We start from the raw sequence: 13,488 nt of genomic DNA, 5'->3' as shown, positions 1-13,488 counted from the left end.
GCGGGTATAACTCAGTGGTAGAGTGCTAGCCTTCCAAGCTAGTTATGAGGGTTCGATTCCCTCTACCCGCTCCAAATATGGTGGTTGTAGTTCAGCTGGTAGAGCGCCAGATTGTGGTTCTGGTTGTCGTGGGTTCGAATCCCATCATCCACCCCATTAAAGAAAAACCGTTGTGTATCAACGGTTTTTTTATATCTAAAATTATTATGGACAGTGGTATAATTAAGTAAAAGTTATTAACATTTGTGAATAAATTGAGGAAAGTTAATAACAAATTATAAATATAAGTGGATTAATTATGAGGATATTAAATAAGATGTGGATAATAATTAAAAATTTTATGTATAAGATAATTAATATCTTAAGAGTTTTTGATTAATGGTATGTGGAGGTATAATTATGATTTTTGATAAGGATACTAGGGTGGTTAAATTTGTAAGAAGGCCAAATAGATTTCAGGGATATGTAATCGTAGACGGTAAAGAAGAACTTGTACATGTACCTAACACTGGTAGATGTAGAGAAATTTTAATTCCAGAATGCAAGGTTATAATAAGGGAAGAAGATGGTAAAAATAGAAAAACAAGATTTAGTTTAATTGCTGGATATAAGGGTGATAAATTAATAAATATAGATTCTCAAGCTCCTAATAAAATTGTAGAGGAAGCTTTATTAAATAAAAAAATAGATGGATTAGAAAATTACACGCAGATATATAGAGAAAAAACTTTTGGAAATAGCAGATTTGATTTTAAGTTAATTAATGATAGCGGAGAAGAATATTATTTAGAAGTTAAAGGTGTAACATTAGAAGAAGACGGTCATAGTAGATTTCCAGATGCACCTACAGAAAGAGGAAGAAAACATCTCTTAGAATTGATAGAAGTAAAGAATACAGGTAGAGGTGCTGGAGTTATATTTTTAATTCAAATGGATAATATAAGTACATTTAGACCTAATGAGAAAATGGATAAAGAGTTTGCAGATACATTAAGATTTGCAAAAGTAAATGGAGTAGATATATATGCTTATGAATGTAGCGTAGGTGAAAATTTTATAGAATTAACTAATGCTATAGAAGTTTTGTTATAAAAATATATATAGTAAAATTAGATAAGAAACTAATATAAGAGATTAAAATAGAAGGTTAAGTAGGGTTTAATAAATGAATTATCTATTTATGTATATAATAGAATTGTTAAGTACTATTTAAAAACAAAAAACTATAAGATAAAATATTATGTTATGATATTAAGGTAATCAGATATTTAAACAAATCTCTAAAACATAATATTTTTCCCTTTCACAGCTCAACTTATGTGTTGGGCTTTTCTTTTGTAAATTATTAGATTAAGATATAGAAGAGTATAGTAAGGAAAATTCATATTAAACTATAGAGATGAATTAATAAATAATTACAGCTAAGATATATTTATATAAGTAAATAATTTTTATACATAGGGGGGAAAAGTATGTTTTACATAGGCATAGATATAGGATCAACAGCAGCTAAGGTTGCTATATTCGATGAGGATAAGTTCAAGGATACATTTATAATGCCAACAGGATGGAGTAGTTTAGAAACTTCCAGAGCTATAGAAAATATGTTATACGAAAAAGGGATTAATCAAGATAATAGAAAGGTAGTAGCTACTGGGTATGGTAGGGTATCTGTACCATATGCTGATAAGGCTATAACAGAGATAACTTGTCACGGTAAGGGTGCATCTTTTATTTATAACGAAGATTGTACAGTAATTGATATAGGAGGACAAGATACTAAGGTTATAACAGTAGAGGGAGGACTAATAACAAACTTTACTATGAACGATAAATGCTCTGCGGGAACAGGTAGATTTATGGAAATAATGGCAAATACATTAGGGTTAGATGTTAAGGAATTATGTGAACTTGCGGTGAATGGTAAGGATGCAAGTATAAGTTCTATGTGTACAGTATTTGCAGAGTCAGAGGTTATAAGTTTAATTGGTAGTGGAAGAAATAAAGAGGATATAGCTTTTGCAATTGTTGATTCAATTGTTAGTAAGGTAGCAACAATCTGTGGAAAGCATTCAAATTCACAAGATTATTTCTTGACAGGTGGACTTTGTAACTGTGAATATATTGTAAATAGCTTATCAAAAAAACTAGGTTCACAGGTAAAAACTAAAGGTAATGCTCGATTTGCTGGAGCTATAGGTGCAGCAATCTTAGCTAAAAAAATTAAATAATTAGACTAGATCAGTATGATATATAATCAAAAAACATAGTAATGAAATCAAATGATTCATGATACTATGTTTTTTATATTTGTAGTATGTTTTATTTTAATCTTGTTAGACTTATTGTCAATATATTATCACTGTAGTTTATGTCAACGGAATCCGTCATCATTCCAATTAAGCTTAATTCAGAATTAAAGTCATTATCCCCATTAAGCTCCCAATAATACTCTTCAATATCTTGTCTTCTAGGCATATTTAATAAAGAAGTTAATTCGTTAATGGTTTTTTCGCTAAGATAAGGATTTGTGGAACAGAAGCTAATATAGGTAACATCATCTTTGGTGTTAAAATCTATATGTATATCACTACATCCAATCCTAACTAGGTAACCTGTAAGTTCACTGAGTATTTTTATATTTCTTTGACGTAAGTGTTTCATAATTAAATTTCCTTTCTAAATGCAGTAATTAGTGGGAGTAGAAACATACATACAAGTCCACCGGAAAAACCATTGTTATATAAAATCATTCCACCGTGTAAATATGTAGTATTCATAACTAAACAAGAATGCAAGATTCCTGCAACAACACCCCATAAAAATCCAAATGAACCTGCAATTGGAGCAAGGGTAGTTCCAAATAAAAGACTTAGTATAACGTTTGGAGAATTTATTTCCCAAATGTTAAAGAATGAACATAATAATATACCAAGCATTATTGGAATTATGTTTCGCAAATGTTTACCGAAAGCTCCGAAACCCACAATTGTTAGTATACCACCTAAAGTAGGTCCGTTTAAGTCACCATTTACTAGTATAACAAGAAACATTGAAAATAATCCTAGAATACCCATATTAATTAGAGTAACTCCATCACCAAAAATAAGATAAAAATCTGTAATAAGTTTACCAGAGTGTTTCATAACCTCTTTGATATTCTTAAAACTATTACCATTATAGTGGAACCCAAGAATTATCATTGCTATAAAAATTATTGAGAATATGATCATAAAAGGAATATTATTTCCTGTAGACCATATAACTGTACTTTGAAAGTCAATTCCTAAAGCTCGTAATACAGACATTAATATTGTACCTAAAAGTCCAGCAGCAAGTCCTACATTATATAGATTATAACCTTGATGAAGTCTCATACAAGCGGATGCCAGAGGTGGAAGTAGAAATCCAATAGTTATGCTGACTAATATACCAAGTAATATTGACATATATACAGGAATTGCATTATGACCTACGAGCTGAATTAAAGCTGGGGATAAAGTTGTTCCAAATAGTGCAGTAACTATATAATTAGAAAAATTTTCTTTTTGAAATTTTGAATATAACCAAATACCAAATATTATAGGCCATATATTTAATATATTTTTACCAAAAAGGGAAAAACCACTTACTGTAAATATACCAGCAATTATAGTTCCAGATGGCTTTACTTTTAAGAAAAGAAGCATAGTTACATAGATTATAATTAAAAGTGCACAATTAATGAATGTGGCACCTACTCCTCCTAGTTCCATATAATCTGTTATTAAGATATCTGGATTTAGTACTATGACTTTTAACCCATGTAATATTTCTATTGGGGAATTAAATAAAAATGATATAAATATTAATATTAAACTAAAATATAAAAATAATCTATATGGTAGTGAAATTTTTGTGGTAAAGTCTTTTATAATAATCAGCTCCCTCGTTATTATTTACACGTTACTTAGAAAGGTGTATAGTTTTAATATATATAAGGCTTTACGTCTATATTATAACAAGCTTAAAGTCATATAACTATAGTATTTGTATCATAATCTAATTATAATACAAATTTAGTAATTTGGTTAGCAAATAAATGTAAATTGAAGTAAACAAAAGAAGACAATAATTTAAAATAAGTTAAAAAATAACAAATAGAAAGAGGAAATAATAAATGGTTATGGATGTAGTTGTATATAATTGTGAAAAATGTCCAGATTTTAAACAGGAAAAGTGTGATGGTAAGGTTGTTAATTGTATGTGTAAAAAATGTCCAAGAAATTTAGGACAATGTTTAATAGTTAGATATTGTAGAGAGACTGAATCAATTTTAGATTGTTTTGATTATTAAAAGTAGTTTAGGAGTATAAAAAAAGAGCAAAGTTGAAAAGATATATTATTATAATGAAATTAGGAGTGTTAATAGATGATATCTAATGAGATTAAAAGTAGAGTTGCTCAAAATTGCTCATTTTATAATGAAAGGTCATATTATCAAGATAAGTTACTCATGCAGTTAGAACAGAGCTGTAATAATTGTGAGAATTTTGTAAGAGGTAAATGCATAAAGAATGTGTTTTACGATATAGTTGATAACATTAGAGTAGATTAACAGTTGTATTTAATTATAATATAGTTTTCAAATATTTAACTTATTAAGGTTGAGAAAATTATGTAAAGATGTTAGAATGTAAGTGATTTAGAAGCTAATTAATGGAAATGTAAAAGCTTACTTTATTTTAGGAGGATGAATTATGCATAAGAGATTATTTATACCAGGACCAGTAGATGTAGCACCAGATGTTTTAGAAAAAATGGCTACACCAATGATAGGACACAGAGGGAAAGAAGCATCAAGAATTCAAAGACAAATTAGTGAATATATGAGAGTTGTATTTAATACAAAAGAAGAAATATTACTTTCAACTACTTCAGGTAGTGGTCTTATGGAAGGTTCTATACGTTCATGTACTGCTAAAAGAGCTGCAGTTTTTGCTGTAGGTGCTTTTGGTAAGAGATGGTATGAAATGGCAGTTGCTAATAATGTGCCAGCAGATTTATATGAAGTTCAATGGGGAGAGCCAACTACTCCAGAGCAAGTTGATGAAGTTTTAGCAACAGGTAAGTATGATTTAATAACAATAACTCATAATGAAACTTCAACTGGTGTTATGAACCCACTAGATGAAATTGCAAAAGTTGTTAAAAAATATCCTGATGTTGTATTTTGCTTAGATACTGTAAGTTCAGCAGCAGGAACAGAACTTAAAGTTGATGAGTGGGGAGTAGATATATGTATAACTTCAACTCAAAAGGCATTAGGTCTTCCAGCAGGAATGGCTGCTTGTACATTCTCTAAAAAAGCTATAGAGAGAGCTAAACAAGTTCCATTTAGAGGAATATATTTAGATCTTTTAGGATTATATGAATACATCCAAAAGAAAGATTACCAATATCCATCAACACCTTCATTATCTCACATGTTTGCTTTAGAGTATCAACTAGATAAGATAATAAACAAAGAAGGTATTGAAAATAGATTTGCAAGACATATAGCAGGTGCTGAAGTTGTTAGAGCATGGGCTAGAAAATACTTTGAAATATTACCTGATGAAAAGTACATGTCTAATACTTTAACTAACATAAAAAATACTAGAAACATCGATGTTGCAGCCTTAAATAAAGCGCTAGGCGAAAGAGGATATCAAATTTCTAATGGATATGGAAAATTAAAGGACAAAACTTTCAGAATAGCTCATATGGCTGAGACTACTCCAGCTGAATTAGAAGAGTTATTAAAAAATATTAATGAAATATTAGGACTTGAATAAGAAAATATAAATTAAGAAGGGTATAACCCTTCTTAATTAACTTTAAGTGATGCTTTAAATTAGTATAAATTACTCACTTAAATGTATATAAAAAGGAGTTCTTTTTATATAATTCAAGAAAAATTTAACTTATGGGAGGATTGTCATGATAAGAGTACTAGTTACCGATGGAATGGAACAAAGCGGTGTAAAGGTTTTAAGAGATAGTGGATATGAAGTTATAGAAAAGTTTTATGAGCCAGAAGAATTAGGTGTAGCTTTACAAAACTTTGATGTTGTAGTGGTGAGAAGTGCAACAAAAGTTAGACAACCGATAATAGATAAAGCTTGCGAAACTGGAAGATTAAAACTTATAATCCGTGGTGGAGTAGGGGTAGACAACATAGACGTTTCCTACGCTACAGAAAAAGGAATAAGAGTTGCAAACACCCCAAATTCTAGTAGTGCATCTGTTGCAGAGCTTGCTTTAGCGCATATGTTTGCAGTAGCTAGATTTGTTAATACTGCCAATGTTACTATGAGAGAAGGAAAATGGGAAAAGAAGAAGTATGAAGGAACTGAAATTAGTGGAAAAACTTTAGGACTAGTAGGGTTTGGAAGAATTTCTAGATGCCTTGCTCAGAAAGCTGAAGCTTTAGGTATGAAAATTATATACACTGATATAATGGGAAAAGCAGAGGGATTTGATAAATATGAATTCTGTACATTAGAAGAATTATTACCTCAAGCTGATTATGTATCACTTCATATACCATTTATTAAAGAACAAGGAGCTACAATTGATAAGGCTCAACTGGATATGATGAAAGATGGAGCTATCCTAATTAACTGTGCTAGAGGTGGAGTTGTTAATGAAGCTTCATTACTTGAAGCTTTAAACAGCGGAAAATTAAGAGGAGCTGGTGTTGATGTATTCGAAGTTGAACCAACTAAGAATGAAGCATTAATTAGCCATCCAAGAGTATCAGTTACACCACATATAGGAGCAGCTACAGCAGAGGCTCAAACTAGAATTGGTGAAGAAATAGTTCAAACTATATTTGATTTCTTTAAATAATATAAATACTTAGGAGGAAATATTATGGCAGTTGTAAGACCTTTTAAAGGGATAAGACCAACAATAGAATTAGTTGAAAAAGTAGCAGCTCTTCCTTATGATGTTATGAACACAGAAGAAGCTAGAGATATGGTTAAGGGCAATCCTTACTCATTTTTACATGTTGATAAAGCTCAAATTGATTTACCAGTAGATACAAATCAATATGACGAATTAGTTTATAATACGGCTAGAAAAACTTTAGATAATATGAGAGCTAATGGAACTTATATACAAGAAAATGCTCCTAGCATGTATATATATAGACAAATCATGGATGGAAGAGTTCAAACTGGTATAGTTGGATGTACTTCTATTGACGATTATATGAACAATATAATCAAAAAACATGAGCATACAAGAGCTGAAAAAGAGCAAGATAGAATTAACCATGTTGATCACTGCAATGCTAACACAGGTCCAATATTCTTAACTTACAAAAATGTTGGAGAAATTGATGAAATAGTTGCTGCATGGACTACTAAAAATCCTGAGTATAACTTCGTTTCAGAAGATGGTATATCTCACATTGTTTGGGTTATAGATGACTGTAACACTACAAAGAGATTAGAAGAATTATTTAAAGGTGTTGAGTATCTTTATATAGCTGATGGTCACCATAGAGCAGCTTCAGCTGTAAAGGTTGGTAACATGAGAAGAGAAGCTAATCCTAGTTACACTGGAGAAGAAGAATTCAACTTCTTCCTATCAGTTGTTTTTCCAGCAGATGACTTATATGTAATGGATTATAACAGAGTAGTTAAAGATTTAAATGGACATTCTAGCGAAGATTTCTTAAACAAAGTAGCTGAGAAATTTACAGTAGAAGAGTTTAAAGGTGAAGGACAATACAGACCAGAAGGAAAAGGAAACTTCGGAATGTATTTAGATAACAAGTGGTATAAGTTAACTGCTATAGATGGAACTTATGATCCAAAAGATCCAGTTAAAAGCCTTGATGTTTCTATTCTTCAAGAAAATCTTTTAAGACCACTACTTGCTATAGAAGATCCAAGAACTAGCGATAGAATAGATTTTGTTGGTGGAATCAGAGGACTTGGGGAGCTTGAAAAAAGAGTAGCAGAAGGAATGAAAATTGCATTCTCTATGAATCCAACAAGTATAGTAGAGCTTATGAATATCGCGGATGCAGGTGAGGTTATGCCTCCTAAATCAACTTGGTTTGAGCCTAAGCTTAGAAGTGGAATATTTGTTCACGAACTTAGCTAATTAAATAAGTTAAACATAAAGTTTAAATATCTAGTTTAATACTTATACAGTAGTAAGCAAGGGTTTATAATTTTACTATGTTAAGCTAAATTTTATGAGGACTTTAAAAGTTCTTGTGAAATTTAGCTTTTTTATTATAACTAATCATTGTAATAGAATCATAATTTTTAAGTTCAATATAAATTAATATATAGTTGAATTATATGAGTAAAGAATATAAAATTGATATATTCAAGAGTAAAGTATTAATATACTCTAATTCAAATTAATGTATAGAACTCTAGTCTCGCTTATAAAAAATTAAACTTAGGAGGATAAGTATGGCTAATCATATTTTTTCAAGAACAGAATTGTTAATAGGAACAGAAAATTTAAATAAGTTACAAAAAAGTAAGGTAATCGTATTTGGGATAGGGGGAGTAGGAAGTTTTACGGTAGAAGCTCTAGTTAGAAGTGGAGTAGGGAGCTTAGTTTTAGTGGATAATGATGATATATGCTTAACTAATATAAATAGACAAATACATGCTACAACTAAGACATTAGGTCAAAGTAAGGTAGAGACAATGAAGAGTAGAATATTAGATATAAACCCTGAGTGTAAGGTTATTATACATGAGACTTTTATAGATGCTAGTAATGTGGAAGAGATAATAGATGAAAGTATAGATTATGTTGTAGATGCTATTGATACAGTAACTTCAAAGCTTGAATTAATAGAGTATTGTAAGAAAAATAATATAAATATTATAAGCTCTATGGGAACGGGAAACAAATTAGATCCATCAAGATTTAAGGTAACAGATGTATATAAGACTTCAGGATGTCCACTTGCAAAGGTTATGAGACATGAACTAAGAAAAAGAGGCATAAAAGAGTGTAAAGTGGTATTTTCTGATGAACTACCAATGAAGCCTTATACAGAGATTGCAGAAGAGCTTTCAAAGGTTGTAGAATCTACAAAAGCAGCTAGAAAAAGACAGACTCCAGGAAGCATAGCATTTGTACCACCAGTAGCTGGAATGATAATTGGTGGTGAGGTAGTAAGAGATTTAATAAAATAGGTAAACGTTAAGTTGAGTATATAAGATAATTTAGGTTATATTTATGAAAAATTTAATAATGGTAATGTAAGTATGCTATTAAGATTAAGATATAATATAAAGTAATAATGAAATCCCTCAGTATGATTACACTTGCTGAGGGATTTCATTATTATTTAACTAATTTATGTAGTAATTTTACCACTGATTTAAAAGGTCATAAAGAGCTGGATAAACATTTAAACTACTCATCATGGTCATATATTCATTCATAGCGTCTAAATCCTCATCTTTTTCCTTTACAGCTCTAATCATTAAGTTTTTAGGTGTTTCAAGCGGTGATATATATTCAACTACAGAAACATTATATCCTTTTGCCTTAAGCATTAAGCTTCTCATTCCATCCGTTAGAATATCCGCCATTCTAGCTTTAAATACTCCATGATCTAATACACTTTTAAATGGGGAATAAGAATATTGATTTAATAGTTCTCTATGGCAACAAGGCACAGCGATTATAACATCAGATTCTACTTTTATTCCAAGAGCTAATGCCATGTCTGTAGCAGTGTCACAAGCATGTAATGAGATTACTATGTTTATGGTTTTAGTTGGAGTATAGTCATTTATATCTACAGCATGAAATTCCATATTTCTATAACCTAGATTTTTAGACATAGTCTTACAGGTCTCTATAACTGACTCTGAATAGTCAAGACCGATAAAGTGGCATTTTCGTTTTTTAACCTCTGTTAAATAGTAGTTTAAAACAAAGGATAAATAAGATTTTCCACATCCACAATCTAGAATGTTTACAACCTGATTTTTAGGTAGTTCATCTAACATTCCTTCTAGAAGTTCTACATAGTGATCAATTTGATTATACTTTCTTATTTTATCGTTCTTAATCTTACCATCTTTGCTCATGATACTAATTTCTTTTAAAAGGTTATCAGCCTCACCTATTTTTATATAATAATCTCTGTTTAATAGGGTAGAAGTATTGATGTTATTTAAAGGTTCTTTTTTAGTTTTATTATCTAAATTAGAAGAATCTGAACTTATATCAATGGTCTTCATAGTTACATTTTTGTTGTCAGCTGTGATAAGGAGTACTTCTCCTCGTTCACTAAAAGTAAGGGATAATCCTTCATAGTTTGCACATTCTTCTAAGATAAGCTGAAAGAAGCTTTCAATAGATAGTTTTTTTGTAACACCATTAAAATTATAGGTTAGATCCTTATCATCAATTTCAGCAGTACCCTTGAAATTTTTAAGTCCAGATATGAATTCAACATTTATATGTTTAAAGATTGTTATGTTTTCTTTAAATCTATTTTGTAATCCCATGAAAAATAGATTTAGTTTATTTATACTAGATTTATTCATGTTAGCACCTTCTTTTATAGTATTATTACTTATAAACTGTATAATATTAATATTTTTAGTGATAGTTAATTCGCTATACAAAACATCGGCAATTACCTAATATAAAAGGTATATTATAAGTATTGGCTGATTTGTATACAGTTTATTTCATAATGTTTAGTATAACAAAATATGATATTTACTAAAAGTAAAAGTTGATATGAATCATAAATTTAAGTCAATTTATATGAATACACAATATAAAATAAAGAGCATAATTAGATGAAAGTTTTAGTAATTATGTTATAATATCTTTGGAAAAGGAGTGAGATAAGTGAATAAAAATCAAAATATTGCAATAATCATAGTTGTATTTATTATTATGGCCGCAATTGCTGTAGTTGATAACACTAAGGGTATATTTATTCCTGTATTTAAGGAAACCTTTAATGTAAATAATACAAGCATGGGTATGATGTTATCAGTATGCTCTTTGGGATACATATTGTTTACTTATATAGGTGGACTTCTTTGTGAGAAAATTGGACAAAGAAATGTAATTTGCATAGGACTTATAAGTATTATTATATCAGTTTTAATTGTAGCAGCATCTAAGTTTTATGGAATGCTATTACTAGGAATGTTTTTACTGAATATGGGTATTGCTTTTGTAATGATTGGAGTAAATACTTTAATTCCAGTTTTATTTATTACACTTCAAGCTATAATGATGAATATAGCTCATTGCTCTTATGGGTTTGGATCATCAATAGGTCAGTTTGCTATTGGAACATTCTTAGATAAGGGTATAAGTTGGAGAAGTATATTTTTAGGTATATCTATATTATTTATCATAGTATTAATTCTATTTTTTACTATAAATATACCTACATTAAGCAAAGCACAAGATACAGAAAAGTTTAATGCTTCATTAGTATTTAAAGAAAAATATGTGTACTTATACGCAATAGCTTTAGGGACTTATGTATTTGCAGAAATGGGTATGTCAAATTGGATAGTTAATTTTCTTATAGAAAGTTATCACTTTACAAGTAGTAAGGGCGCTATGTTTTTATCAACATTCTTTTTCTTACTTACTATTGGAAGATTAGTAGGTGGATTCATTGCAGAAAAGGTTGGATATTTAAAAGCAGTTTTAGTATCTTTAAGTATAGCGGTTATATTATTGTTAATTGCGCTTATTATTGGAAATGGTGCTCTTGTTTTAATATGTATTACAGGATTATTCTTTGCTATAGTATATCCTACAATTGTAGTAACTATAGTGAAGGTATTTAAATCGAATAGTTCATATGTTACAGGGGTAATTATGACACTTGCAAGTACCATAAGTATGATAATGAATTTTATAATGGGTAGATTTAATGATGTTATTGGTACAACAAAGACATTTTATTTAATCCCAATTAGTTTAGTTATGTCTATAATATTTGTAAGTATAATTTATAAAGGTAAATATAAAGTGTTCCAAAGAGGAGGCAATGAAGTTGAGTAATGAAAGAGTAGTAACTATCAGTAATGTTAGTGATGAGGTTAATAAATATATAATAAGAGACTCAATGGGAATTATAGTTGGAAGATTTGTTATTTTAGACTTAGATGAAGAAAATAAAATTGTTATTATAAAGCTTAAGTTCTATAAAAGTGGGCGTGAAGCAAATATAGTTCTACAAGATGCATTAAAAGTAATATTACATAATTTAATAAAAAACAAAGGTCTTCATAAGGTAAATATAATATGTGATGAAAAAACAAGTTTAACTCCATTTACTAATTTGGGGTTTCAATTAGAGGGATATATATCTGATAGTGTAATTACAAACTCAAAGCATGAGGGGAATTTACTATTTGGAATAATAGAAGAAGAGTATTACAGTAACTTTTATAAGAAGGAACTAATAGTTGAAGGTGAAAAAGTACATATAAAGGTTCTTACATCAGAAGATGCAGAAGATTTAAGAGCATACTATATAAGGAACAGAAAATTTTTATCAAATTTTGAGCCTCATAGAGATGAAAGCTTTTATAGTGTAGAGGTACAAAAGCAATCAATTATAGAGAACTATAAAGAGTTTATCAAAGAAGCTGGGGCTCACTTCGGAATATACAAAGATGATAAGCTGATAGGTAGAATTAGACTATACAATATAGTACAAGGTGTTTTCAAAAGTGGGTTTATTGGATACTCTATAGATCAAAAGTGTCAAGGCAATGGATATATGAAGGAAGCCGTAAACCTAGTATTAAAGTATGCATATGAAGATTTAGGTTTACATAGAATAGAAGCTACAACATTAGTAGAGAATGAAAAGTCTCAAAATGTATTAAAAGCATGCGAGTTTTCAGAACTAGGTGTATGTAAAGAGTATCTATATATAAATGGAAAGTGGAGAGACCACATTATATTCTATAAAAATAATAATTAATTTACATAAATAAAAATTACTAGCAAATAAAAAGTTTAAATGTAGAGTATACATATAAGCTATAATAGTTAATTAAAGTAGAATACAATTTATTTTAGTACATCATCAATTAGGATGGTGTATTTTTATTTGGATAATTTTTAATAAACACTATATACATATGAGATTTTAGTTATATAGGATAAAGGGATGTATAGTAAGAGAAAAAGAACTTAAAGTTAGCTTATTAAATAAAGTTAACTAATAGTAATACTTAATGAAATAAGCTATATTTAGAAATATATAATTTATTAATAATTCCTATGAATAAATATACTTGCCCTAGTGTATCAATGTAAGGAATTTGTAGTATATTGATGAAAATTATAGTAAAGAGTGTATATTATCTATTTAATAAGGAAACAACTATAATGTAGACTTAGAAAACCATGGTAAGATAAGTCTTGTCGCTGAGAGATGCGGCAAAGAAACAACAGGAATTAAGAGGAAAC

General features: G+C 29.3%; 13 protein-coding genes and 2 tRNA genes. 12 read left to right on the top strand and 3 right to left on the bottom strand.

Features of this window, described 5'->3' with window-relative positions:
- From RSD37_RS16045 to RSD37_RS16030, 4 genes are all read left to right on the top strand, one after another.
- A tRNA-Gly gene (locus RSD37_RS16045) sits at positions 1-74 on the top strand.
- Positions 75-80: 6 nt separating this feature from the next.
- A tRNA-His gene (locus RSD37_RS16040) sits at positions 81-156 on the top strand.
- Between the two features lie 243 nt (positions 157-399).
- Positions 400-1,092 carry a DNA/RNA nuclease SfsA gene (gene sfsA, locus RSD37_RS16035; protein WP_346947741.1) on the top strand — a complete coding sequence of 231 codons (693 nt, stop codon included), beginning with the start codon at positions 400-402 and terminating at the stop codon, positions 1,090-1,092.
- A gap of 380 nt (positions 1,093-1,472) precedes the next feature.
- Positions 1,473-2,231 (top strand): acyl-CoA dehydratase activase, encoded by a 759-nt coding sequence (locus tag RSD37_RS16030; RefSeq protein WP_346947740.1) that lies wholly within the window; start codon positions 1,473-1,475, stop codon positions 2,229-2,231.
- 91 nt (positions 2,232-2,322) lie between these two features.
- On the opposite strand, the gene RSD37_RS16025 is transcribed toward RSD37_RS16030, so the two are convergent.
- Together RSD37_RS16025 and RSD37_RS16020 are read right to left on the bottom strand one after the other, a co-directional pair.
- The gene (locus RSD37_RS16025) at positions 2,323-2,664 is read right to left on the bottom strand and encodes a hypothetical protein (RefSeq protein WP_346947739.1); all 342 of its coding nucleotides are present in this window, start codon (positions 2,662-2,664) and stop codon (positions 2,323-2,325) included.
- Positions 2,665-2,666: 2 nt separating this feature from the next.
- Positions 2,667-3,812: a DUF1576 domain-containing protein gene (locus RSD37_RS16020; RefSeq protein WP_346947742.1), complete on the bottom strand. Its 1,146-nt coding sequence runs from the start codon at positions 3,810-3,812 to the stop codon at positions 2,667-2,669.
- 347 nt (positions 3,813-4,159) lie between these two features.
- Between RSD37_RS16020 and RSD37_RS16015 the strand changes: the two genes are divergently transcribed.
- From RSD37_RS16015 to RSD37_RS15990, 6 genes are all read left to right on the top strand, one after another.
- Positions 4,160-4,336, top strand: coding sequence for a hypothetical protein (locus RSD37_RS16015; protein WP_346947738.1), 177 nt, complete (start codon positions 4,160-4,162; stop codon positions 4,334-4,336).
- 75 nt (positions 4,337-4,411) lie between these two features.
- Positions 4,412-4,597 (top strand): hypothetical protein, encoded by a 186-nt coding sequence (locus RSD37_RS16010; RefSeq protein ID WP_346947737.1) that lies wholly within the window; start codon positions 4,412-4,414, stop codon positions 4,595-4,597.
- A 142-nt stretch (positions 4,598-4,739) separates the two neighbouring features.
- The gene (locus tag RSD37_RS16005) at positions 4,740-5,816 is read left to right on the top strand and encodes an alanine--glyoxylate aminotransferase family protein (protein ID WP_346947736.1); all 1,077 of its coding nucleotides are present in this window, start codon (positions 4,740-4,742) and stop codon (positions 5,814-5,816) included.
- Between the two features lie 145 nt (positions 5,817-5,961).
- Positions 5,962-6,873, top strand: a complete 912-nt coding sequence (locus tag RSD37_RS16000; protein WP_346947735.1) for a D-2-hydroxyacid dehydrogenase — start codon at positions 5,962-5,964, stop codon at positions 6,871-6,873.
- A 24-nt stretch (positions 6,874-6,897) separates the two neighbouring features.
- Entirely contained in the window at positions 6,898-8,142 is a 1,245-nt protein-coding gene (locus RSD37_RS15995; protein WP_346947734.1) for a DUF1015 family protein, read from the top strand.
- A gap of 320 nt (positions 8,143-8,462) precedes the next feature.
- On the top strand, positions 8,463-9,203 hold the full coding sequence (locus tag RSD37_RS15990; RefSeq protein WP_346947733.1) for a tRNA threonylcarbamoyladenosine dehydratase: 741 nt from the start codon (positions 8,463-8,465) through the stop codon (positions 9,201-9,203).
- 177 nt (positions 9,204-9,380) lie between these two features.
- On the opposite strand, the gene RSD37_RS15985 is transcribed toward RSD37_RS15990, so the two are convergent.
- Complete coding sequence (locus RSD37_RS15985) at positions 9,381-10,571, bottom strand: SAM-dependent methyltransferase (RefSeq protein ID WP_346947732.1); 1,191 nt, start codon at positions 10,569-10,571, stop codon at positions 9,381-9,383.
- A gap of 313 nt (positions 10,572-10,884) precedes the next feature.
- Between RSD37_RS15985 and RSD37_RS15980 the strand changes: the two genes are divergently transcribed.
- On the top strand, positions 10,885-12,066 hold the full coding sequence (locus RSD37_RS15980; protein WP_346947731.1) for an MFS transporter: 1,182 nt from the start codon (positions 10,885-10,887) through the stop codon (positions 12,064-12,066).
- Positions 12,059-12,997: a GNAT family N-acetyltransferase gene (locus tag RSD37_RS15975; RefSeq protein ID WP_346947730.1), complete on the top strand. Its 939-nt coding sequence runs from the start codon at positions 12,059-12,061 to the stop codon at positions 12,995-12,997. The genes RSD37_RS15980 and RSD37_RS15975 overlap by 8 nt, the downstream gene beginning before the upstream one ends.
- Positions 12,998-13,488: the final 491 nt, after the last annotated feature.

Source organism: Clostridium sp. (genome assembly GCF_036646415.1).
Lineage (GTDB): Bacteria > Bacillota > Clostridia > Clostridiales > Clostridiaceae > Clostridium_J.
Note: the sequence above shows the minus strand (reverse complement) of the source record. Positions and strands in the feature narration are given on the sequence as shown.